We start from the raw sequence: 24,036 nt of genomic DNA, 5'->3' as shown, positions 1-24,036 counted from the left end.
TTCTTCGGCAATGTTGTTAATGTAGCTGCCCCATTCCTGTGCATGGGCGGAGCGAGGCCAGAATGCCCCTCCGGTAAAGGGCTTTTTGCCGAGAATTCTCGCCAAATATCCCACTGTATATAGTGAAAAGCCCTGCAAGTGGCTTCCTATACTGCTCGCCCCCTTCGACCCGCCGACGCCCCGCGCCCGGTGGACAGGCCCGCCCACAAGGCGGCCTGGCGAGACGACGCCCCGCCTATCGGCGCGGCCGGTGCTGCACGAAGGTCAAATCCAATAACAAAATGAGGTTGTATCGCTATGCCAGTCGGCAACCATCCTGCCCACGACGAGTCCGTCCAGGGCGGCCCGCTCAAGCGCGAGCTGGGCGAACGGCACATCCGTCTGATGGCCCTTGGCGCCTGTATCGGCGTCGGCCTGTTCCTGGGTTCGGCCAAGGCCATCGAAATGGCCGGCCCCGCCATCATGCTCTCCTACATCATCGGTGGCCTGGCCATCCTGGTGATCATGCGCGCCCTCGGCGAGATGGCCGTGCACAACCCGGTGGCAGGCTCCTTCAGCCGCTACGCGCAGGACTACCTCGGCCCCCTGGCGGGCTTCCTCACGGGCTGGAACTACTGGTTCCTGTGGCTGGTGACCTGTGTCGCCGAGATCACCGCGGTGGCCATCTACATGGGCATCTGGTTCCCCGACGTGCCGCGCTGGATCTGGGCGCTGATGGCCCTGGGCAGCATGGGCGCGATCAACCTGATCGCGGTCAAGGCGTTCGGCGAGTTCGAGTTCTGGTTCGCCCTGATCAAGATCGTCACCATCATTGCCATGGTGCTTGGCGGCATCGGCATCATCGCCTTCGGCTTCGGTAACGACGGCGTGGCCATGGGCATTTCCAACCTGTGGAGCAACGGCGGCTTCATGCCCAATGGCGTGACCGGTGTGCTGATGTCGCTGCAGATGGTGATGTTCGCCTACCTGGGTGTGGAAATGATCGGCCTGACCGCCGGCGAAGCGCGCAACCCGCAGAAGACCATCCCCCAGGCCATCGGCTCGGTGTTCTGGCGCATCCTGCTGTTCTACGTGGGCGCGCTGTTCGTGATCCTGTCGATCTACCCGTGGAACGAGATCGGCAGCCAGGGCAGCCCGTTCGTGATGACCTTCGAGCGCCTGGGCATCAAGACCGCCGCCGGCATCATCAACTTCGTGGTGATCACCGCCGCGCTGTCGTCGTGCAACGGCGGCATCTTCAGCACCGGGCGCATGCTCTACAGCCTGGCGCAGAATGGCCAGGCCCCGGCTACCTTCGCCCGCACCTCGAAGAACGGCGTGCCGCGCAACGCGCTGCTGCTGTCGATCGCCGCGCTGCTGCTGGGTGTGCTGGCCAACTACCTGGTGCCGGAGAAGGTGTTCGTCTGGGTGACCTCGATCGCCACCTTCGGCGCGATCTGGACCTGGGTGATGATCCTCTTGGCGCAGCTGAAGTTCCGCGCCGGGCTGAGCACTGCCGAGCGCAACGCGCTGAAGTACCGCATGTGGCTGTGGCCGCTGAGCTCGTACCTGGCGCTGGCGTTCCTGGTGCTGGTGGTGGGGCTGATGGCGTACTTCGAGGATACCCGCGTGGCCCTGTATATCGGCCCGGCGTTCCTGGTGCTGCTGACGGCGCTGTACTACACCTTCCGCCTGGCGCCGAAAGAGGCCCAAGGCGTGGCGAGTACCGCCTCCTGATGAACAAAGCCCCGGCCAGTGCCGGGGCTTTGTTTTTGTATGGCCCTCATCGCGGGGCAAGCCCGCTCCCACGCTCTGCGGGATTGGCGTGGGAGCGGGCTTGCCCCGCGATGAGGGTCGATCAGGCCGCCACCTCGCTATGCGGCTCGAAACTATCGGCCCGGGCCAGCTGCCACATCCGCGAATAGAACTGCCCATTGACCTCGCCGGTCAGCAACTCGCCCGGCTTGAGGAACACGTGCATCTGCGAGAACAGTTTGATTTCGGTGGCCGAGATCCGCCGCACCAGGTGCTTGGCCTCCAGTTGCGCCGGATGCTCCAGACCCGCGGCGGCAAGCATTTCGGCCAGGGCGCGCAGGGTGTTGTGGTGGAAGTTGAGTACTCGCTGGGCCTTGTCCGGCACCACCAGCGCACGCTGGCGCAGGGCATCCTGGGTGGCCACGCCGGTCGGGCACTTGTTGGTGTGGCAGCTCTGCGACTGGATGCAGCCGATGGCGAACATGAAGCCACGCGCCGAGTTGGCCCAGTCGGCGCCGATGGCCAGCACGCTGGCGATGTCGAAGGCGCTGACGATCTTGCCGCTGGCGCCGAGCTTGATCTTGTCGCGCAGGTTCAGGCCGACCAGGGTGTTGTGCACGAACAGCAGGCCTTCGCGCAGCGGCACGCCGATATGGTCGGTGAACTCCACCGGGGCGGCGCCGGTGCCGCCTTCCTTGCCGTCGACGACGATGAAGTCGGGCAGGATGCCGGTTTCCAGCATGGCCTTGGCGATGCCCATGAATTCCCACGGGTGGCCCAGGCAGAACTTGAAGCCCACCGGCTTGCCGCCGGACAGTTCACGCAACTGGGCGATGAACTGCATCATCTCGATCGGGGTCGAGAAGGCGCTGTGGCGTGATGGCGAGATGCAGTCCTCGCCCATCATGACGCCACGGGTCTCGGCGATTTCCCGGGTCACCTTGTGCTTGGGCAGGATGCCGCCATGGCCGGGCTTGGCGCCCTGGCTCATCTTGATCTCGATCATCCGCACCTGCGGGTTCTGCGCCTGGGCGGCGAAACGCTCGGGGTCGAAGCGGCCGTCCGCGGTGCGGCAGCCGAAGTAGCCACTGCCCAGTTCCCAGACCAGGTCGCCGCCGTGTTCGCGGTGGTAGGGGCTGATGCTGCCCTCGCCGGTGTCGTGGTGGAAGTTGCCCAGCTTGGCGCCCTGGTTGAGGGCACGGATGGCGTTGGCGCTGAGCGAGCCGAAGCTCATGGCCGAGATGTTGAAGATCGATGCCGAGTACGGCTGGGTGCACTGCGGGCCGCCGACGCTGACGCGAAAGCTCGCCGGGTCGGCCAACGGCGCCGGGCGCATGGAGTGGCCGATGAACTCGAAGCCCGACTCGTAGACGTCGATCAGGGTGCCGAAGGGTTTGTCCGAGGCTTCGTTCTTGGCCCGGGCGTAGACCAGCGAGCGCTGGGCGCGGGAGAAGGGCAGGGCGTCGCTGTCGGATTCCAGCAGGTACTGGCGGATCTCTGGGCGGATGCCCTCGACCAGGTAGCGGATGTTGCCCAGGATCGGGTAGTTGCGGCGGACCGCGTGGCGTTGCTGCAGCAGGTCGAACACGCCGATCAGGCTGAGCACCCCGGTGGTCAGGGTGAACGGCCACAACCAGTCGTGGGTGAGGAACGGCAGGCTGGCGAGGGTGAACAGCACGCAGGCGGCGAAGAAGGCGTAACGGCTGAGGAGTGACAGGCTCATACGGTGTCCTTGCGAATGGCTCGGTCAGGCTCAGGGGCCTGGGGCAAAGCCCGACCATAGCCCGGTTGGGCGCCGCTATGCCAGCGTGGGGCGGACGAGAAAAATGAAAATTGGGGTATCGAAAATCATTCGTAATGAGATATGTTATAAAGTAACTATTGCTCGCAGGAGATTGACCTCATGAAAGCTGGTATCCACCCCGCCTATCGCCCCGTGCTGTTTCACGACACTGCCGCCGATGTGTTCTTCCTGATCGGCTCGACCGTCGAGACAGATCGCTCCCAGATGCACAGCGACGGTCAGACCTACCCCTATGTGGCGCTGGATGTGTCCAGTGCCTCGCATCCGGTGTACACCGGGCAGCAGCGCAAGACCACGGTCGAAGGGCGGGTGGCCGGGTTCAACAAGCGCTTCGCCGGTTTCCAGGTGTAGGAGCGGCTTTAGCCGCGAAGCAGGCTGCGCTGAGTGTGGCACCCGCTTTGCGGGTGATCGCGGCTGAAGCCGCTCCTACAGGGGCGGCGTCTGGCGCAACAGCTGTTGATGCCATTGCTCCTGCTCGGTCGCCGACGCCTCGATCAGAAACTGGTATCGCCCCGCCACCCGAGTGGCCACCGCGACACCCTCCCGGTACAGCACGCGGTTACCCGCCACCGCCGGTACCTTGGCCCCAGGCAACAAGGTACCCACCAGGTTCAACGGATCGCAGCCGCTGACCACCACCAGCTCGCCTTGCGGTGAGCGCCTGCGTACCTGGCGCAACAGCCCCACGGCTTCGGGCAAGGCAAACTGCTCACCCGCCAGCCCGGCGATGAAGCGTCCGCCACGGATTTCGCCGCGGGCCTCGAGGCGGTGGTAGCAGCGCAACAGGTCCCGCCACGACGGCAGCACGTCGCTTTCGCGTTTCAGCAGGCGCCAGCACATGACGCCATAGCGGCGCAGCAGGCTGCGGGCCACATGTTCCAGGCGCAGGTCTGCGTCCACTGCAATGCTCGAACGACGCAACAGCGCCCAGCGTCCGGCGTGGACCATGCTGCTCGACAGCGCAGGATGGCCGCGGCGGCTGTTGCGTGAAGTGCGCTTGGCCGCGGGTGTGATCAGGCTGCGCAGGCCGCTGAAACCATCGGCGCTGGCCAGGCCGGAACCTACCAGTTCCTGCAGGGCTGTCTCCAGCTCGCTGGGTAGCAGGTGGGCCTCATGGGCCAGTTCATCGAAGAACAAGGCGCCTTGTTCCTGCAGCGTCTGCATGACCCGCCGTGCGCGTGCGCCCAGTTGTTCGAGGTCGGCTGTGGGCGCCAGGCTGCGCCACAGCCCCTGGTGCTCGCGGGGCAGCAGCACCAGGGGCGTGCTGGCCAGGGTGCTGGCTGACTGTGTCGAGGCCAGCCGGCTCCAGGCCCACTGGCCGCTGCGACAGGCATCGTCCAGCCAGTGTGGGCTGTAGTCCTTGATACGAGCCGGCAGCAGGTCGCTTTCCCAGGTACCGGCGGCGGCGGGGAAACCTTGCAGTTGGGCGAGCACTTCGCCCAGCGCCTGCGGCCCGCGCAGGCGTGCTTCGCCACCCAGGTGCTGCCAGTCGAACAAAAACCTCATGAAGTCCTGCAGGCTGACCGGCTCGATTTCCTGGCGCAGGCGCTTGACCGTGTAGCGGTGGATACGTGCCAGCAGGTGCCGCTCGCACCACTGCAGGCCAGTCTGGCCTGGGCTGAAGTGGCCACGCATCACATAGCCTTCGCCTTCCAGGCGGGCCAGGGCCTGTTCGGCATTACCCGCCGGCTGTGCAAGCGGTTTGACGATCTCGGTCAGGGTCAATGGACCGAAGCCACTGAGCCGTGCGCGCAGCAACTCGACCAGGGCCGTGTCGAGGTCGGGCGGGTCGGCGAAGCCCGGCAACACCGCAACGTCCGGGTGCGAGCGTGCGTCGGGATACAGGATCAGCATTGCCTGCAGGCGCTCGCGGGCGAACCACAGGCGTTGCTCCCCGGCATCCAGATGACAGGCGCGACCTGCCTTGGCCAGTTGCAGCAGCAGTTGCGGCCAGCCGGGATTGCCCTCTACTTCAGGTTGGGTAATGGCGCCCAGGCTCATCAGCGCCTCATGCATTTCGTCGGCGTTGTCCGCCTGCGGCCAGGCCTCGGCCTGCACTGCGGCGATGGCGTCGCCGTCCAGTGCACCCAGGTCGTCGGCGCTGTGCACGTCGTTCCAGCGCCGGTTGAGCACGGCCTGGGTACGCCGCTCTTCAAGCGGCGCGTCGTCGAGGAAGGTGTAGGGCCGGGCGTTGAGGATGGCCGAAGCCAGCGGCGAAGGGGCCGGCAGGTCGCGACTTAGCAGGCGTACCTCGCCATTTTCCATGCGCCGCAGCAACGCCAGCCAGCCCTCGCTGTCCATGGCCTCGTGCAGGCAGTCGTCGAGGGTCTGTTGCACCAGCGGGTGGTCGGGGATCTGCCGCTCGCCGACGATATTCTCCAGGCAGGCGATCTGGTCGGGGAACACGGCGGCCACCAGGTCCTCGCTCTTCATGCGCTGGATCTGCGGCGCCACCTTGCGTCCGCCCACATAGCGCGGCAAGGCCAACGCTACCGCCGCGTTCCAGCGCCAGCGCACGCCGAACAGCGGCGCATCGAGCAGGGCCTGGACCAGGATCGGCTCTGCGGTGCGGCTGTGCAGGTAACGCCATACCTCGTCCAGCGCGAAGCTGTGGCTGGTGGATAGCGACAGCACGATGGCGTCCTCGCTGGCCGCCGCCTGCAACTCGAAATTGAACGTGCGGCAGAAGCGCTTGCGCAGGGCCAGGCCCCAGGCACGGTTGATCCGGCTGCCGTAGGGCGAGTGGATAATCAGCTGGGTGCCGCCGGACTCGTCGAAGAAGCGCTCCATCACCAGCGTCTGCTGCGAGGGCAGGGCGCCCAGTACCTGCCAGGTGCGACCCAGGTAGTCGAGCAGTTGCTCTGCGCAGCCTTCATCCAGGGCGTAGGCCGTTTGCAGCCAGGCGCGCACCTGTTGGCTGTCGCCGGCCTGCAATTGCTGGTCGATCCGCTGCTGCAGGCGGGCCACTGCGGCGGACAGTTCGTCACTGCGACCTGGCGCCTCGCCCAGCCAGAACGGGATGGTCGGCGGCAGGCCGTGGGCGTCCTCGACCCGTACCCGGCCAGGTTCGACCCGTAGTATGCGATAGGAGGCGTTGCCCAGCTGGAAGATATCGCCGGCGATGCTCTCCACGGCGAAGTCTTCGTTGACGCTGCCGATGTTCAGCGCCTGGGGTTCGAGCAGCACCGCATAGTCGGCGGTCTCGGGGATGGTGCCGCCGCTGGTCAGGGCGGTCAGCTGGCTGCCGCGCCGCCCGCGCAGGGTGTGGTTTAGCGCATCACGATGCAGGTAGGCGCTGCGGGTGCCCTGGCGGCCGTTGAAACCCTCGGCGAGCATGCGCAGCAAGGCCTGGTAGTGGCCTTCGTCGAGCTGGCCGTAGGAACTGGCCTGGCGCAACAGGTCGAGCAGCGCCCGTTCGTCCCAGGGCTGGTTGCTGACTTCGGCGACGATCTGCTGGGCCAATACATCCAGTGGCGCCTCGGGGATGTGCAATTCGTCCAGCTCGCCTTGGCGCACGCAGTCGAGCAGGGCGACACATTCGATCAAATCGTCCCGCGAGGTGGGGAACAGGCGCCCCTTGGGCACGCCGTCGACCTGGTGGCCGGAACGCCCGACCCGTTGCAGCAAGGCGGCGATCGAGCCCGGCGAGGCGATCTGGCAGACCAGGTCGACCTCACCGATATCGATGCCCAGCTCCAGTGAGGCGGTGGCCACCAGCACCTGCAGTTCGCCGCCCTTGAGGCGCTGCTCGGCGGCCAGGCGATGTTCCTTGGCCAGGCTGCCGTGGTGCGCGGCCACGGCGTGGTTGCCCAGGCGCTCGCCAAGGTGGCGGGTCAGGCGCTCGGCCAGGCGCCGGGTGTTGACGAATACCAGGGTGGTGCGGTGCTCGCGGGCGAGGCTGGCGAGGCGGTCGTAGACCAGCTCCCAGACATCCGTGGCCATCACCGCGCCCAGCGGCACGGGTGGCACTTCCAGGGCCAGGTCACGATGGCGGGCATGGCCGATATCGACGATGGCGCAGGGGCGTTCATGCCCGACCAGGAACCGCGCCACCCGCTCTACCGGGCGCTGGGTGGCGGACAGGCCGATGCGTCGCAGCGGTCGGCCGGCCAGGGCCTGCAGACGCTCGAGGGTCAGCGCCAGGTGGCAGCCGCGCTTGTTGCCGGCCAGCGCGTGGATCTCGTCGACGATGACCGTGTGCACGTTGGCCAACCCCTCGCGGCCCGAGGCCGAGCCCATCAGCACGTAGAGCGATTCCGGCGTGGTCACCAGGATATGCGGCGCCAGCTTGCGCATGGCCGCGCGCTCCTTCTGCGGGGTGTCGCCGGTACGTACGGCGGTTGTGATGCGCGGGGCCTTCAGGCCAAGCTGTTCGAGCTGCCGGCCGATGCCTTCGAGCGGCGCGTCGAGGTTCAGGCGGATGTCGTTGGACAGCGCCTTGAGTGGCGAGACGTAGACGACCTGGGTCTGTGCTGGCAGTTCGCCGTTGTGCGCCAGGCCTTGGCGAAACAGCTCATCGAGCACGGCGAGGAAGGCGCTGAGGGTCTTGCCCGAGCCAGTCGGCGCGGCCAGCAGCATCGACTGGCCAGCGTGGATCAGCGGCCAGGCGCCGGCCTGGGCCTCGGTGACCGTGGCGAAGCGCTGGCGGAACCAGGTGGCGACGGCGGGGTGGAACAGGCCGAGCACCGGGTGTTGGTGGGCGGGGAGGTTCATGGGTTGGTTATGGCGGGTTGCCAGCGGATTGGCAAGGGGCCGTTCGTCCGGGAGGCCTATCGCGGGGCAAGCCCGCTCCCACGCGTACTCGGCAGGGCTCTGGTGGGAGCGGGCTTGCCCCGCGATAGGGCCTTGTCAGGTATCCTGCGCCCCTTCATTCGCTCGTGAGTCCACCATGCCCAACATTATCCGCATCGCCGCCGCCCTGCTCATCGACGCGCAAGGCCGCACCCTGCTGGTACGCAAGCGCGGCACCCAGGCGTTCATGCAGCCTGGCGGCAAGATCGATGCAGGCGAATCGCCGGCCCAGGCGCTGGTACGCGAGCTGCACGAGGAGTTGGGCCTGCGCGTCGACCCGGTCCAGGCCATTCACCTGGGCCGTTTCAGCGCCCCGGCCGCCAACGAACCGGGCTTCGAGGTGCAGGCCGAGTTGTTTCGCGTCCAATGCACCGCGACGGTAAACCCGGCGGCGGAAATCGAAGAGGTGACCTGGCTGTCCGCCGACCAGGCGCCGGACCTGGATCTGGCCCCCCTGACTCGCGACCTGATCCTGCCGCTGTGGCGCGAAGGCCTCAACGCACCGCGCTGACCCCGTCCAGGGTGGCGAACGAGGTGTCCTTGGCGGTCAGCAGGAAGTCGCGCATGTACGGTGCATCGAGCATGTCGGTGCGCACCGCGGCGTAGAGCGTGGCGAACAGCCCTTTCTCGCCCAGGCGCTTGCCCTTCACGTAGCCCCGCGAGCTGTATTCGTGCAGCGCCCAGTGCGGCATGCCGCACACACCGCGACCGCTGGCTACCAGTTGCATCATCATCACCGTCAGCTCCGAGGTGCGCACCGCCGCCGGCTCGATGTCGGCCGGCTCCAGGAAGCGGGTGAAGATGTCCAGGCGGTCGCGTTCCACCGGGTAGGTGATCAGGGTCTGGTCGAGCAGATCCTGGGGCACGATATAGGGCTTGCTCGCCAGCGCATGCTGGTTGGCCACGGCGAGCATGGCCTCGTAGGTGAACAGCGGTACGTAGGTGATGCCGGCCAGGTCCACCGGGTCGGAGGTCACCACCAGGTCCAGGTCGCCGCGGGCCAGGGCCGGCAGCGGGGCGAAGGCGAAGCCCGAGGCCAGGTCCAGCTCCACTTCCGGCCAGGCATCGCGGAACTGATCGATGGTCGGCATCAGCCACTGGAAGCAGCTGTGGCACTCGATGGCCATGTGCAGGCGTCCGGCGGTACCGCCGGCCAGGCGGGCAATGTCGCGCTCGGCGCCGCGCAGCAGCGGTAGGGTGGCATCGGCCAGTTGCAGCAGGCGCAGGCCGGCGCTGGTGAAGCGGATGGGCTTGGTCTTGCGCACGAACAGCGGCAGGCCCAGGCGCTCCTCCAGCTCCTTGAACTGGTGCGACAGCGCCGACTGGGTCAGGTGCAGGCGCTCGGCGGCCTCCACCAGGCTGTCTGCTTCGCGTAGGGCATGAAGGGTTTTCAGGTGGCGGATTTCCAGCACGACGGCTCCGTGAGCATTCTTTGAGCTAAAACGAGATTGCGTTGAGTTTCCCTCATGTTGCCATGTGCTGTCGATAACAGGATGCACACGACCGCTCGGCAAGGTTCACGAAACTGTCACGGTTTTGTGGCAGCGCGCCCGAACGGATTTCATCAGACTCGCGCTCTACTGGGGATCTGCATTCTGGTGTTTCTTTCATGCGGGCTTTACTACTTTTCTTCTTGCTGCTGGTCAGCGTGCCGGCGAGTTTCGCCGAGGGTCGCTGCGACGTCCATGTGCCGGTGCAACGGGCCGAGCTGGGTGAGCTGAGCCTGGTCTACCAGAGTGTCGGTGCGCCCCGCGATCCGGCGCTGTTGCTGGTCATGGGCCTGGGCGGGCAGCTGATTCACTGGCCGGACGACGTGGTCGAGGCCCTGTGCCGCCAGGGTTTCAGGGTGATCCGCTACGACAACCGCGATGTCGGCCTGTCGCGCTGGAACCAGCTGCCGGCCTCGGCCAACCTGACCGTCGAACTGTTGCGCTACAAGCTGGGTCTGCCGGTGTCGGCGCCTTATACCCTCGCCGACATGGCCGGTGACGGTCTGCGCCTGATGGATGCCCTGGGGATCCGCCAGTTCCATGTGCTGGGGGTGAGCATGGGTGGCATGATTGCCCAGCACCTGGCGGCCATGGCCCCGGAGCGGGTGAGCAGCCTGACCTTGGTGATGTCCAGTTCGGGCGCCGCCGGCCTGCCGGCGCCGGATCCGGCGCTGGTGCAGTTGCTGGCGCGGCGCAGCGCACCGAGCCGCGAGGTGGCCATCGAACAGCAGGCCGACCTGCTGGCGGCGCTGGGCAGCCCCGAGGTGCGCGACGACCGGACTGCGCTGCTCGAACAAGCCGCCGTGGCTTACGACCGGGCGTTCAATCCGGAAGGGGTCAAGCGCCAGATCATGGCGATCCTTGCCGAACCCAGTCGGGTCGAGCTGCTCAACCAGCTGCGGCTGCCGACGCTGGTGGTGCATGGCACTGCCGATCCGTTGCTGCCGGTGATGCACGGGGTGCATCTGGCTGCGCATATCCAGGGCAGCCAGTTGCGGCTGATTCCGGGGCTGGCGCATCGTTTCCAGGAGCCGTTCAAGGCACCGTTGCTGGGGGCGGTTTTACCCTACCTGCAGGCGCATCGGCAGGATGTCACGCATATCGCCCGGCTCTAGAACCCATCGCGGGGCAAGCCCGCTCCCACGATAGCCCAGCGCACCATTCGTGGGAGCGGGCTTGCCCCGCGATTCGTTCAATGCATCCGCACCCAAACGCTTACCAGCACCGTCGCCGCCACCAGCCAGGCCACCGTGGCCACGGCTAGCGACGCCTCCAGGCGCAGGCGGTCGACCAGCACGTACAAGGTCGCCAGGTACACGAAGTACGGAATGATCGACCACATCCCGAACAGGATGGTGGTCTTCAGGTCTTCCAGCGACCGCCCCTTGCCGACAATGTAGTGGGCGATCAGGGCAAAGGTGGGAAACAGCGGCACCAGGCCGGCAATGTAGTAGTTGCGGGTCTTCGACAGGATTGCCAGGAGCACCACCACGCCGGCGCCCAGGGCCGCTTTGAATACCAGGTCCACGTTGAACTTCCAGGGTCAGGTTGCCGATCAGCCGAGGCCGTACTTCTTCACTTTGTCGAATAGCGTGGTCTTGGCCATGCCCAGCTCCTGGCTGGCCTGGCTGAGGTTGCCGCCGGTGCGCTGCAAAGCGTCGCTGAGCAGGTTGCGTTCGAATGCTTCGACCGCCTCGGCAAAACCCAGGCCCTGGCTGGCGCCACCACTGGGGCCCTTCTTGAACGCGGGCAGGCCCAGGGCATGGCGCTCGGCGACGTTGCGCAGCTCGCGCACGTTGCCCGGCCAGTCGTGGGCCATCAGCCGCGACAGGGTCTGGCTGTCCAGCTCCGGCGCCTCGCGGTCGAAGCGCAGGGCCGATTGCTGCAGGAAATGCTCGAACAGTTGCAGGATATCTTCGCGGCGCTCGCGCAGCGGTGACAGCTCCAGGGTGACCACGTTGAGGCGGTAGTACAGGTCGCTGCGGAACTGGCCGCTCTGGCCCAGGGTGGCGAGGTCGGACTTGGTCGCGGCGATCACCCGGCAGTCCACCGGGATGCTCTGGTTCGAGCCCAGGCGTTCCAGGGTGCGCTCCTGCAGCACGCGCAGCAGCTTGATCTGCAGGTTGAGCGGCATGCTCTCGACCTCGTCGAGGAACAGCGTGCCGCCGTTGGCGTGCTCGATCTTGCCGATGCGCCGCTTGCCGGCGCCGGTGAAGGCATTGGCCTCGTGGCCGAAGATCTCGCTTTCGAACAGGTTCTCCGGCAGGCCGCCACAGTTCAGCGCCACGAACGGCTGGCCCTGGCGTCGGCTGAAGTCGTGCAGGCAGCGGGCCACCAGTTCCTTGCCGGTGCCGGTCTCGCCTTCGATCAGTACGTTGGCCGAGGTGTCGGCGACGTTGGCGATCAGTTCGCGCAGCTGCTCCATGGCCGGCGAACGGCCGATGATGCGCCCTTCAAGACTGCTCTGCTCGGCCAGCTGGCGGCGCAGGGCGAACACCTCGCGGGACAGGCCGCGCTGTTCCAGTGCCCGGCGCACCACCTCGACCAGGCGCTCCGGCGAGAAGGGTTTTTCCATGAAGTCGTAGGCGCCGTTGCGCATGGCGCCGACTGCCATGTCGATGTCGCCGTGGCCGGTAATCAGCACCACCGGCAGGCTGCGATCGCGGGCCTTGAGGCGGTTGAGCAGTTCCAGGCCATCGATGCCCGGCAGGCGGATATCGCTGACGACGATACCGGCAAAGTCATCGCCGATGCGTTCCAGGGCCTGCTCGGCGCTGCCGACGCCTTCGCAGGCAATGTCTTCCAGGGCCAGCGCCTGCTGGCAGCCGAGCAGCACGTGCGGGTCGTCTTCGACGATCAGGACGGTGAGAGGTGCTTGTTTCATAGAGGCTCAGCCAATTCGCTAGGGGGCGTGACCAGGGGCAGGGCAAGCACGAACGCGGTGCCGCCACCGGCAGGGTGTTCGACGCTCAGTGTACCCTTGGCGGCGGTGGCCAGGCTCGCCGACAGGGTCAGGCCCAGGCCCAGGCCATGCTCGCCCGGTTTGGTGGTGAAGAAGGGTTCGAACAGGTGCTTGCGTGCCTCGGCATCGATGCCGTGGCCGTTGTCGAGCACCCGCAGGCGGTACTTGTCGCCCTGGACTTCGCCTTCCAGCCACAGTTGCGGCAGGGGTTGGGTGGCCATGGCGTCGAGGGCGTTGCCGATCAGATTGACCAGGATCTGTTCCAGACGGGTCTGGTCGATGGCCAGCAGCTGGTCGTCGAACTGCCGGTGCAGTTGCAGGTGACAGGCGCTGATGCGGTTGGCCAGCACCTGCAGAGTGGCTTCGACGGCCTTTTCCAGCGAAGCCTGGCCGCTGTCGTCGCCACGACGGGCAAACGAGCGCAGGCTGGCGGTGATGCGGCCCATGCGGTCGATCAGGTCGTTCATGGTGCGCAGGTTGGCGCTGGCGGTTTCCAGCGCGCCGCGCTCAAGGAAGCGCACGGTGTTGCCGGACAGGGTGCGCAGGGCCGCCAAGGGTTGATTGAGTTCATGGGCGATGCTGGTGGACATCTGCCCGATGGCCGCCAGCTTGCCGGCCTGGACCAGTTCGTCCTGGGCGTGGCGCAGGGTCTGCTCGGCGTGGCGCCGTTCGCGGATCTGGCCCTTGAGCCGTTCGTTGCTGGCGCGCAGGTCGGCGGTGCGCTCGGTGATCTTGCGTTCCAGCTGGCTGTTGGCTTCTTCCAGCGCCTCGCGGGCGGCCAGGCGGGTGGCGATCACCTTGCGCCGCTCGTTCCAGGCGATGGCCAGGATCGCCAGCAGGGCGAAGGCCACGCCCACCAGGATGCCCTGCATCATCGATTCACGGCGCAGGTCCTGCAGCGGGGTGAGCAGGGTGAAATGCCAGGGGGTGTCGACCAGGCGGCGGGTCTGGGCCAGGTAGGACACCTCTCGCTGCTTGCCCTGGTCGGTCTCGCTGTTGGCCGGGAAGGTGAGCTTCTCCACGCCGTCGGCCAGGGTTTCGCGGGCCAGCGGTTGCAGTTCGTTGAGCGGCCACCAGTAGTACTGCAGGCTGCGCGCCAGGCGCTCCTTGATCTGCGGCGTCAACGGGCGTACCGATTTCAGGCGCCGGGCCGGGTCGCTGGAGAGGATGATGATGCCGTTCTCGTCGCTGACGAAGGCCTCCAGGCGGGCGCGCTGCCAGCGCTCCTCGAGGGTGTCCAGGCGCACCTTGATCACCGCCACGCCGATGATCTTGCCGTGCTCCTCCAGCCCGTGGGCCAGGTAGTAGCCGGCCTCGCCAGTAGTGCTGCCGATGCCGTAGAAGCGCCCCGGCTCGCCGCGCACGGCGACCTGGAAGTAGGCGCGAAACGCCAGGTCCTCGCCGAGGAAGGAGTCGGCGTCGCGCCAGTTGCTGGTGGCCTGGACCCGGCCGTTGGTGTCGAGGACGAAGATCGCCCGGCTGCGGCTGCGTCGGTTCAGGCCTTCGAGGTATTCGTTGACGGCCTGGCGATCACCAGCCTCGGGGTCGGTGAGCAGGCGCGAGACGCTGTCTTCCAGCTCCAGCAGGCTGGGCAGGTAGGTGTACTTGCTGATTTCGCTCTCGACGGTACGCGCGTGCAGTTCCAGCTGGCGCTCGCCGTTCTCGCTGAGGGTGCGGATGCCGTTGCTCTCGCTGATCAGGAAGCCGGCAAAGCCCAGCCCGACCATCAGCAGGATGACCAGGGGCGGGACGAGCAGTTGGCGGATCAGACGGGATTTCACGGCAGGCTGGGCAGGGCGAAGGAGCGAGGGGTCGCATTTCATCACAGTGGCCTTGTCACGACCAGCTTGCGCTGCCCGGCGAAGGGCCGGGCAGCGTCACTGAGGCGGACTTAGTGTTGCAGGATCTTGCTGAGGAAGTGCTGGGTGCGTTGGTCGCGGGCGCCCTGGTCGCCGAAGAACTCTTCCTTGGTGCAGTCTTCGATGATGCTGCCCTTGTCCATGAAGATGACCCGGTTGGCCACCTTGCGCGCAAAGCCCATTTCGTGGGTCACGCACATCATGGTCATGCCTTCGTGGGCCAGTTGCACCATTACATCGAGCACTTCGCTGACCATTTCCGGGTCCAGTGCCGAGGTGGGTTCGTCGAACAGCATGACGATCGGGTCCATCGACAGGGCACGGGCGATGGCCACGCGCTGCTGCTGGCCGCCGGAGAGCTGGCCGGGGTGTTTGTGGGCATGGGCCGACAGTCCCACGCGCTCAAGCAGTGCCAGGCCTTTCTTGGTGGCTTCTTCCTTGCTGCGGCCGAGCACCTTGATCTGGGCGATGGTCAGGTTCTCGGTGATGGTCAGGTGCGGGAACAGCTCGAAGTGCTGGAACACCATGCCGACCCGCGAGCGCAGCTTGGGCAGGTTGGTCTTCGGGTCGGCGATGGAGGTGCCGTCGACCACGATGTCGCCTTTCTGGAACGGTTCCAGCGCGTTGACGCACTTGATCAGGGTCGACTTGCCCGAGCCGGACGGGCCGCAGACCACCACCACTTCACCCTTCTTGACCTCGGTGCTGCAGTCGGTCAGTACCTGGAAGTCGCCGTACCACTTGTTAACGTTCTTGATGGAAATCATACGGTGATCCTTTTTTGCAGGCGCTTGACCAGCCACGAAGCGGAGAAGCTGATGAGGAAGTAGACGACACCGGCGAAGATCAGGAACTCGTGGGAGCGTCCGATGATGTCGCCGTTGGAGCGGGCCGAGTTGAGGAAGTCGATCAGGCCGACGGTGTAGACCAGCGAGGTGTCCTGGAACAGGATGATGCTCTGTTGCAGCAGCAGCGGGGTCATCTTGCGAAACGCCTGGGGCAGGATGATCAGGCGCATGCACTGGCCGTAGCTCATGCCCAGCGCCTGCGCGGCGCCCATCTGGCCCTTGGAGATCGACTGCACGCCGGCGCGGACGATTTCGCAGAAGTAGGCCGCCTCGAACATCATGAACGCCACGACGCAGGAGGTGAACGCACCCACCGGGGTGTCTTCACCGGTGATCCAGCGCAGCACGAACGGCACCGCCAGGTAGAACCAGGTGATCACCAGCAGCAGCGGGATGGAGCGGAAGTAGTTGACGTAGGCGCCGGCGACATTGGCCAGCAGCTTGTTCGACGACAGGCGCATCAGGGCGAGGATGGTACCCAGGGCAATGCCGCCGACCACGCCCATGACCATCAGTTGCAGGGTCAGGACCATGCCGTCCCAGAGGGCGGGCAGGGCCGGGATGATTTCACTGAAATCCATGTCCATTTACTTGCCTCCCACGGAAATCAGGCCCGGTACCGCGACTTTCTTCTCGACCATGCGCATGAGCAGCATCAGGCCCATGTTCAGGGTGAAGTAGATCAGGGTGGCCAGGGTGAATGCTTCGAACAGGTTCGCGGAGAACTCGGCGGTCTGCTTGGTCTGCGCCAGCAGCTCCATCAAGCCGATCAGCGAGGCCACCGAGGAGTTCTTGAACACGTTCAAGAATTCCGAGGTGAGCGGCGGAATGATGATCCGGTAGGCCTGTGGCAGCAGCACGTTCATGTAGATCTGCGACAGGCTGAAGCCCATCGCGCGCCCGGCCGACTCCTGGCCGCGGGGCAGCGCCTGGATGCCGGTGCGCACCTGCTCGCAGACACGGGCGGCGGTGAACAGGCCCAGGCAGATGACCACGCTGATCAGCGCCGAGGTGGTCGGGTTGAGGTCCTGCTTGAACCACTCCTGCAGGCCTTCGGGCAGCAGGTCCGGTACCAGGAAGTACCAGATGAACAGCTGCACCAGCAGCGGCACGTTGCGGAACAGCTCGACGTAGGCGGTGGCAATCCCCGACACCAGGCGGTTTGGCACGGTACGCATCACGCCGAGCAGCGAGCCCAGCAGCAAGGCGATGATCCAGGCGGAAATGGCGATGGCGATGGTCCAGCCCAGACCGGTGACGTACCAGTCCAGATAGGTTTCGCTGCCCACGCCGGTGGACTTGAAGAACACGCCCCAGTCCCAGTTGTAATTCATCGGGATTTCCCCTCAGACGGTTGTTTCACGGGCACCTCGATACATCCGGGGGCGTTCGACGCCCTCGGATGTAAAGGTTAGACACTAACTAAGTGGCCTGTTGGATGGATTCGCGCGGATGCGCTTCAGGCCACTATTTGCCGGAGGTCAGGACTTCTTCTCGTCCGCCGCCTTGTCGGTCGGCTCATTGATCAGCTTCTTCAGCTCGTCGCTCATCGGGAACTGCAGGTTCAGGCCCTTTGGCGGAATCGGCTGCTGGAACCACTTGTCGTAGCTCTTGTTGACTTCACCCGACTTGAAGTAGGCGACGATGGCTTCGTCGACCGCTTTCTTGAAGGCCGGATCGTCCTTGCGCACCATGCAGCCGTAGATTTCGTAAGACTGTGGCGTGCCGGTGATGACCCAGTTGGCAGGCTTCTTGGCCTTGGCCATTTCACCGGCCAGCAGGGCGTCGTCCATCATGAAGGCCACGGCGCGGCCGCTTTCGAGCATGTTGAAGGCTTCACCGTGGTCCTTGGCGGAGATCACGTTCATCTTCATCTGCTTGTCGGCGTTCATCGCCTTGAGGATGCGCTCGGAGGTGGTGCCGGCGGTGGTCACCACGTTCTTGCCGGCCAGGTCGGCAAAGTCTTTATAGGAGGGCTGGCCATCCTTGACCTTGGTCAGCAGGCGGGTGCCGACTTCGAAGATGCCCACCGAGAAGCCGACCTGCTGCTGGCGCTCGACGTTGTTGGTGGTGGAGCCGCACTCCAGGTCCACGGTGCCGTTCTGCACCAGCGGGATGCGGGTCTGCGAGGTAACCAGGTTGTACTTGACCTTGATGTCGGTGCCCAGTTGCTTCTTCAGAGCTTCGACAACGGCTAGCTGGATGTCATGGGAGTAGCCCACCGGTTCCGGTTTGCCGGCCAGGTAGGAGAACGGGATGGAGGAGTCGCGATGGCCCAGGGTGATGGTGCCGGAGTCCTTGATCTTCTTCAGAGTACCGGTGAGCTCTTCGGCCATGACCGGCGATGCGATGACAGCGGCCGCGATGGCGGCGCCCAGCAATTGACGAACGATGCGCATCAAATTTTCCTCGACGTGTTTGTTTTTTTTATGGAGCCGTTGGCGGACTCTTTCGTTCAACGAATACAGCATGAAGCGTGGTGCATTCGGCGTTCAAGTGTAGAGCATGAGTCGTGCCAAGCCCCAACCTTGATCATAACGCCGTGAAAATGCTGGGGATGACTCTTTGTTGAAGGTTTTTGGATGTCATTTGATGTCCGTCAAACCGAACGCATGGTGCCATGCTGTTCGGAAATCCGAATGAAGACATGTAGCTATCTACCGACATGGCTTGGCGGGTCGCGGGTCAACTGTGGCTTTTCCCATCAGGAGAAGCTGGATGAGTTTTCACGAGATTGCCCCCGATTCCATCGATGCGCTGATTGCCAAGCGTTTGCCGGCTTGGTTGCAAACCGCCGCGGTCGACCGCTTGCAGGCGCTACACCGTGCGCTCAAGGCACAGCAGAAAAGTGCCGAGAAGATGCGTGAACTGCTGGCACCTGTGTCGGCACTTGATGCTTTTGCCGAGCCCTTGCTCAGGCAGGCACTGCACCAGCAGTTCAAGCTCGACGTTGACGTGCGCAACAGCACTGTGAAGATCGTGCAGGAGATCTATCATCCGGTGCCGCTGAACTCGGCGCCGAAGCTATGGGACCGGCGCACGTCCAGCAGGGAGCTGTTGACTGCGGCACTGCATAACTACACCGAGGATGAAACCACGCCTGGCGAACTGACCGTGGCTACGGTGCTGGATGCCGATAAAAAACGGCTGAATATCGGTTTCACCCAGTTCGCGAAACTTTGCCGCAGTCTCGACCTGGGCGGTCAGTATCAGACATTGCTCAAGGCGCACCTGCGACCGAGCGATTTGCTGGAGAAGGAGGCCGTTCATGCGCAGGTCAAAGAGGACCTTCGGGCACGCATGGAGGTTGCCGTGCGCCGGGCCATTCTCGAAGGGCATATCGATGAGCGCGCCTACCTGCAACTGCTGCCATTGTGTGCGCCTGCGCCGATCGTTCCGGGCGATCCGGCCGTATTGACCTGCCGTCAGTTGCACCTGCTGGGCAAGCGCGTGGAGGGCGTGGTGACCGTGGAAGTCCGGGAGCACGCCTTGGGGGCTGTCACGGGCATTCTCAGCTGGATTCCGGGCGATCCGATCCAGCCCGTCCAGCATCATGCCTCCTGGTCTGCGTTGTACCAGACGCTGGCCAGGCGCATGCGGCAATCACCTTATGTCGACTTTTTCATGCGTTTCGTCCGTGAGCGGGACAGGCCGGTGTTCGCCACTGTCCTGAAAAAGCTGCTCAAGGAGACGGACAGCTCCCGGGATATCGAACTGGATGGACGTCATCTGGACTTCGAAGGCACGTTGATTGCCTACCTGGGTAAGTTGCGTATCGAGAAAATCCTGGATGACGCGCGTGTGCTTGCGGTGCCCACCGCTGAAGCAGATGCCGACGCGTGTCGCGAGCGATTCGACCGTTACCTGGAAGCTGGGCTTACCCTGCTCAATCTGGCGGCCTTCTTCGTGCCACTGCTTGGCGAGGTCATGCTGGGGGTGGCCGCCGTCCAGATTGCCAATGAGGTCTACGAGGGCTACGAGGACTGGGCAATAGGTGATCGTCAGTCCGCCTTGCAGCATATGTTCGGGGTGGCAGAGAACCTTGCGGTGGCTGCCATCCTCGCCACGGGGGGAATGGCGACCGGGAAGGTGCTGGAGCGTTCGCTGGCGGTAGACAACCTGGTACCGATAGTCGATGACGCAGGGCAGACCAAGCTGTTCAGGAACTCAATGGAACCACATGAATGGTCCGGCGCAGGCCTGTTGATGCGTCGGCTTGGCCGAGAACTGAGTAACATGACCGATGAGCAGGCCCTGTGGCTGGCCGAAGGTACCGGTTTTGGCGAGGAGCACCTGCGTCGATTGCATGTACAGCAGGCGTCGCCCCCAGCCCGGTTACTCGATGCCTGGGAGCGCTACCAGCTGCACGAGCAGTTTCCTGCGTTGCGTGGCGAAGCCTTTGAGGCCGAGGTGCGATCCAGGCAAGGCACCGAGACACCAGAAGCGTTGCTGCTGAGGCGGGATTTCCCGGGATTGAGCCATCGGGGCGCGCGGGAAATCATCGAACAGGCCAATGGGCGGCAGCTCGCAGAGATGCTCGATAAGCAGCGCATTCCGCTGGAGCTTGCCGAGCACGCGCACTGGTTTCTGCGTGACAGTCGGTTGGATCGGGCTTGCGCTGGCTTGCGCCAGGCAAGTGCGGTGAATCTTGACAGTGAGCGTCTGGCCCTAGGGTTGATCGACCAGCAAGCGCCGTGGGCTGAGAACCTGCGTCTTGAATTACGTGACGGTTCTCATGAAGGCACGTTGCGCACACAGGTAGGCAGTGAGGAAGCCGCGGATATTCGCTATATCGTTCGCGGCACCCAGGGTTATCAGGCCCGGGATGGCAACGGCATCCCGTTACCGCAGGCAACGGAGCAGGACAGTCTGATCCAGGCGATAGGCCTGCATCTGCAACCGTCGCAGAAACTGTTGTTGGGTGATGCTTCGCTGGACGAAAAGGCGTTGACCGACAAGTTGGCCGCATTGGCTGCCAACCAGCGCGAGCAGGTGGCTACATTGATCAGGCAGGCGCCGGTCGGAGAGGGTATCCGTCCACTGGCCCGTTTCGCCGACGGCCGCCTGGGATATCCATTATGTGGCCGTACTCCAGGTGGCCGACAGGCGAGTCGACGGGGGATTCATCAGATCTATCCGACCCTCGGCGAGGATGAGCTGGAAAACTATCTGCTGGACCTGGTCTCCAGGCATGTCGATCCATGGGTGCACTACAACCAGTTGAAACATCAGTTGAGCCGCCTGCGCGAAGGCTTGCAGAGCTGGTGCCGCGCAGGCGGCGGCATACTCGCCAAGCTCAGGCGCCGGCGTGTGGCCACCGTCATGCGTCGTTGCTGGCGCCGCAAGAGCCGAGTCCTGGGCGATGGTGGCCATTGGCTGATGGTCCGTGGCGAGCAGGTCGGCAGCCTGCCGAGCCTGCCCGCGGGCATCAGCTATGGTCATGTGACCCGTCTGACCCTGCGCGACATGGACCTTGCCAACGTCGATGCGGACTTCCTATCACGTTTCACCGGGCTGGTGGAACTCGACCTGCGGGAAAACAGGCTGACCCAGGTGCCGGCAGGCATCGAGCGCCTTACTTCGCTGCGCTACCTGCGCCTTGGGTACAACCAGATCGCCATGGACAGTGCCGGCAACCAGCGCCTGCTGGCGTTGGTCAATCTGCGAGAACTCGACCTGGGCCATAACCCGCTCGGTCAGGCCCCGGATGTGAATGGGCTGCGACACCTGCGTCGGTTATCGCTGCATTCGGGCGAGATCGCCAGGTTGCCCGAGCGGGTTCAGCAGTTGCCCTGGCAGGGGGTGGTCGACCTGCGCAACAACAGCATCCAGCATGTGCGTCAGGATTTGCACAACCTGCAGCTGCGCCTGCAGCGGATGGTCCTGCACGACAATCCGCTGGATGAAGCCAGCCAGGCGTTGGTGAACCTGGCGTCCCGTGAGCCGATCAATCGCAACCCCATCGAGCACCAGCTGATCGATCAGGCGGCTCGGGAGCTGTGGTTGGCCGGCAGCTCGGGCAAGCTGCGTAGTCGGCGTGAAGCCCAGTGGCTGAGATTGCGCGAGGAACCTGAATCAACGGCGCTGTTCCAGTTCTTTGCCGATTTTGCCCGGACCGAGGATTTTCGCGAGCATGACGATTTCTATCGCAGGCGCATCTGGCGAATGATCGAGGCGTGCGAGCAGAACACCGAGCTGCGTGCAGTGATGTTCGCCCAGGCTGGCGGGGAGCGTGCCTGCGAGGATCGATTGTTGCTGATCCTCAGCGAACTGGAGGTCACGTTGTACGTGGAGCGTGCTTCGGCGGGAACGCGCCTGGTCGAGCGTGAGGAGGCCTTGCTGAAGGCCGGCCGGGCGTTGTATCGGCTGGATGAGGTCAATACGCTGGCTGCGCGCAAGGTGCGGGAGCTCGAGCGTAGAGGTGGGGAGGTGGACCCGATCGAAGTCTATATGGCCTATCGGACGCATCTGGCCGAGCCGCTGGGCCTTCCTGCCCAGCCTGACGGCATGTACTACCTGATGGATGCCAGGGTGTCGCCGGGTGACCTGATCACGGCCAGGCTTCAGGTCCTGCGGGAGGAGACGCCGCAACGGCTGAGCGAGGCGCTGGCACAACGCCCGTTTTGGGACAGCTTTGTGCATGCGCGCTACCCGGAGAGGGTCGATGCCTTGGTCTCTGCCCTCGATGAGCAATTGACACAGGCCGCGTCGCTGTCCGAGCAGATGTACCTGGTTCGATCCGAGGCCCTGAGGGTGAAGTACGAAGCCTCGCTGCAGGCGCTGCGCCTGAGTCTGGCGCAGGAGGCGTACGCCCGCCTCCTGCCGGCTGTGCCTGTCGCCGAGGCGTGATCAGGCAGCCTGGACGCGAGCCTGGTTCTGTAGCAGGTACTCCTCGAGTGCCTGCTGCTCGGCGGCAGAGGTGAACAGGCCGAGTTTGGTCCGGCGCCAGAGGATGTCGGCGGCATCGACCGCCCATTCCTGTTCGCGCAAGTAGTCCACTTCACGGCTGAACAGCCCGCCGCCAATGGATTGCCCCAGGCCTTCTGGACCTTCCACGCCCTCGAGCAGGCGCCATACGCGGCTGCCGTAGGTGACGGCCCAACGCTTGGCGATGTCCACCGGCAACCAGTCATGGCGTGCCAGCACGGCATCGACCAGCGCCTGTACGGTGGTCATGCTCTCGCCGCCCGGCAGCGGTGCGCCGGCGGTCCAGCTGCCACGCATCTGGGTGAAGAACGGTTGCAGTTCGGCCATGGCCGACTCGGCCAGCTTGCGGTAGGTGGTCAGCTTGCCGCCGAACACCGACAGCAGCGGCGCCTCGCCCTCGGCAGCGGACAACGCGAGGGTGTAGTCGCGGGTGACGGCCGACGGGTTGTCCGACTCGTCGTTGCACAGCGGACGTACGCCGGAATAGGTGTGCAGGATATCGGCGTGGCTGAGCTGGTGGTTGAAGTGCTCGTTGACCACCTTGAGCAGGTAGTCGGTTTCCTGTTCGGTGATCGCCACTTTGGCCGGGTCGCCACTGTACTCGCGATCGGTGGTGCCGATCAGGGTGAAGCGGTCCAGGTAAGGGATGCAGAAGACGATGCGCTGGTCTTCGTTCTGCAGGATATAGGCGTGCTCGCCTTCGTACAGGCGCGGCACGATCAGGTGGCTGCCCTGGATCAGACGGATGCCGTATGGCGCGTCGAGCTTGAGGTCGTCCTTGATGAAGCTGGCGACCCAGGGGCCGGCCGCGTTCACCAGTGCCCGGGCGCGGATGTTCTGCAGGCTGCCGTCGGCATGCTGCAGTTCCACCTGCCACAGGCCATCGACGCGCTCGGCGCGCAGGCAGCGGGTGCGGGTGTGGATGTGCGCGCCCTTTTCCCGGGCGGCCATGGCGTTGACTACCACCAGGCGAGCATCGTCCACCGCACAGTCGGCGTATTCGAAGCCGCGGGTAATGGTCGGCTTGAGCGGGTAGCCCGGGCCGAAGCGCAGGCCGCGCGAGGCGCCCAGACGCTTGCGCTTGCCCAGGTGGTCATAGAGGAACAGGCCAGCGCGGATCATCCACGCCGGGCGCAGGTGCGGGCGATGGGGCAGCACGAAGCGCATGGGCTTGACGATATGCGGCGCCTTGGCCAGCAACACTTCGCGTTCGGCCAGCGCTTCGCGCACCAGGCGGAACTCGTAGTGCTCCAGGTAGCGCAGGCCGCCGTGGATCAGCTTGCTGCTGGCCGAGGAGGTGTGTTGTGCCAGGTCGTCCTTTTCACAAAGGAACACCTTCAGGCCGCGCCCGGCGGCATCGGCAGCGATACCGACGCCATTGATGCCACCGCCGATCACGGCGAGGTCGTAGCAGTCCTGGAGTGGTGGCTGGGACGAAACGGGCTGGGACACGGGCAAGGCCTCCTGGGGCTGTTCACATCGAATATGAACATTGATGTTCGTTTTCGAAAATACTAGCGCAATGAACAGGCGGCTGCCAGTCAGTCTTTATAGAAAAAACTGATCGGATGACAGGGAAATGAACATTTGTGAAAAAGGTGGGGTGAACGGTTGGAGATTT

Annotated in this window: 16 protein-coding genes; 5 read left to right on the top strand and 11 right to left on the bottom strand. The window is 64.8% G+C overall.

The features are described from left to right. Positions 1–297: 297 nt before the first annotated feature. Complete coding sequence (locus ACZ899_RS13355; RefSeq protein ID WP_234563078.1) at positions 298–1,716, top strand: amino acid permease; 1,419 nt, start codon at positions 298–300, stop codon at positions 1,714–1,716. A gap of 121 nt (positions 1,717–1,837) precedes the next feature. Here ACZ899_RS13355 and ACZ899_RS13350 read toward each other — a convergent pair whose 3' ends face one another. Then, on the bottom strand, positions 1,838–3,457 hold the full coding sequence (locus ACZ899_RS13350) for an FMN-binding glutamate synthase family protein (protein ID WP_203647776.1): 1,620 nt from the start codon (positions 3,455–3,457) through the stop codon (positions 1,838–1,840). Between the two features lie 180 nt (positions 3,458–3,637). On the opposite strand from ACZ899_RS13350, the gene ACZ899_RS13345 reads away from it, so the two are divergent. Continuing rightward, positions 3,638–3,889 (top strand): type B 50S ribosomal protein L31, encoded by a 252-nt coding sequence (locus tag ACZ899_RS13345; RefSeq protein WP_203647775.1) that lies wholly within the window; start codon positions 3,638–3,640, stop codon positions 3,887–3,889. 75 nt (positions 3,890–3,964) lie between these two features. Here ACZ899_RS13345 and ACZ899_RS13340 read toward each other — a convergent pair whose 3' ends face one another. After that, complete coding sequence (locus ACZ899_RS13340; protein ID WP_234561859.1) at positions 3,965–8,251, bottom strand: DEAD/DEAH box helicase; 4,287 nt, start codon at positions 8,249–8,251, stop codon at positions 3,965–3,967. 175 nt (positions 8,252–8,426) lie between these two features. On the opposite strand from ACZ899_RS13340, the gene ACZ899_RS13335 reads away from it, so the two are divergent. Then, positions 8,427–8,840 (top strand): NUDIX hydrolase, encoded by a 414-nt coding sequence (locus ACZ899_RS13335; RefSeq protein WP_203647774.1) that lies wholly within the window; start codon positions 8,427–8,429, stop codon positions 8,838–8,840. Here the strand turns inward: ACZ899_RS13335 and metR are convergent. After that, a complete protein-coding gene (gene metR / locus ACZ899_RS13330; protein WP_019097212.1) occupies positions 8,824–9,741 on the bottom strand; it encodes a transcriptional regulator MetR in 918 nt (305 codons plus the stop codon). The two genes, ACZ899_RS13335 and metR, sit on opposite strands and share 17 nt — an antisense overlap. Before the next feature lie 197 nt (positions 9,742–9,938). On the opposite strand from metR, the gene ACZ899_RS13325 reads away from it, so the two are divergent. After that, positions 9,939–10,934 (top strand): alpha/beta fold hydrolase, encoded by a 996-nt coding sequence (locus ACZ899_RS13325; RefSeq protein ID WP_234561857.1) that lies wholly within the window; start codon positions 9,939–9,941, stop codon positions 10,932–10,934. Positions 10,935–11,011: 77 nt separating this feature from the next. Here the strand turns inward: ACZ899_RS13325 and ACZ899_RS13320 are convergent, their stop codons facing one another. From ACZ899_RS13320 to ACZ899_RS13290, 7 genes are all read right to left on the bottom strand, one after another. After that, positions 11,012–11,347 carry a GlpM family protein gene (locus ACZ899_RS13320; protein WP_234561855.1) on the bottom strand — a complete coding sequence of 112 codons (336 nt, stop codon included), beginning with the start codon at positions 11,345–11,347 and terminating at the stop codon, positions 11,012–11,014. Between the two features lie 27 nt (positions 11,348–11,374). Next, the gene (gene aauR / locus ACZ899_RS13315; protein ID WP_267967183.1) at positions 11,375–12,703 is read right to left on the bottom strand and encodes a two-component response regulator AauR; all 1,329 of its coding nucleotides are present in this window, start codon (positions 12,701–12,703) and stop codon (positions 11,375–11,377) included. Further along, a complete protein-coding gene (aauS, locus tag ACZ899_RS13310; RefSeq protein WP_203647770.1) occupies positions 12,700–14,604 on the bottom strand; it encodes a two-component sensor histidine kinase AauS in 1,905 nt (634 codons plus the stop codon). Before aauS ends, aauR begins: the two co-directional genes overlap by 4 nt. 68 nt (positions 14,605–14,672) lie before the next feature. Continuing rightward, on the bottom strand, positions 14,673–15,407 hold the full coding sequence (locus ACZ899_RS13305; RefSeq protein ID WP_203647769.1) for an amino acid ABC transporter ATP-binding protein: 735 nt from the start codon (positions 15,405–15,407) through the stop codon (positions 14,673–14,675). Then, positions 15,404–16,075: an amino acid ABC transporter permease gene (locus ACZ899_RS13300; protein WP_203647768.1), complete on the bottom strand. Its 672-nt coding sequence runs from the start codon at positions 16,073–16,075 to the stop codon at positions 15,404–15,406. Before ACZ899_RS13300 ends, ACZ899_RS13305 begins: the two co-directional genes overlap by 4 nt. Further along, complete coding sequence (locus ACZ899_RS13295) at positions 16,076–16,822, bottom strand: amino acid ABC transporter permease (RefSeq protein ID WP_203647767.1); 747 nt, start codon at positions 16,820–16,822, stop codon at positions 16,076–16,078. A gap of 147 nt (positions 16,823–16,969) precedes the next feature. Next, the gene (locus tag ACZ899_RS13290) at positions 16,970–17,887 is read right to left on the bottom strand and encodes a glutamate/aspartate ABC transporter substrate-binding protein (RefSeq protein ID WP_234561853.1); all 918 of its coding nucleotides are present in this window, start codon (positions 17,885–17,887) and stop codon (positions 16,970–16,972) included. 319 nt (positions 17,888–18,206) lie between these two features. Here ACZ899_RS13290 and ACZ899_RS13285 point away from each other — a divergent pair, with 319 nt between their 5' ends. After that, entirely contained in the window at positions 18,207–22,337 is a 4,131-nt protein-coding gene (locus ACZ899_RS13285) for an NEL-type E3 ubiquitin ligase domain-containing protein (RefSeq protein WP_234561851.1), read from the top strand. Here ACZ899_RS13285 and glpD read toward each other — a convergent pair whose 3' ends face one another. After that, positions 22,338–23,867 carry a glycerol-3-phosphate dehydrogenase gene (gene glpD, locus ACZ899_RS13280; protein WP_234561849.1) on the bottom strand — a complete coding sequence of 510 codons (1,530 nt, stop codon included), beginning with the start codon at positions 23,865–23,867 and terminating at the stop codon, positions 22,338–22,340. Between the last annotated feature and the right edge of the window lie 169 nt (positions 23,868–24,036).

This window comes from Pseudomonas sp. TE31087 (assembly GCF_057284075.1).
The sequence above is the reverse complement of the archived record's forward strand: the minus strand, read 5'-3'. Positions and strand labels throughout refer to the sequence as shown.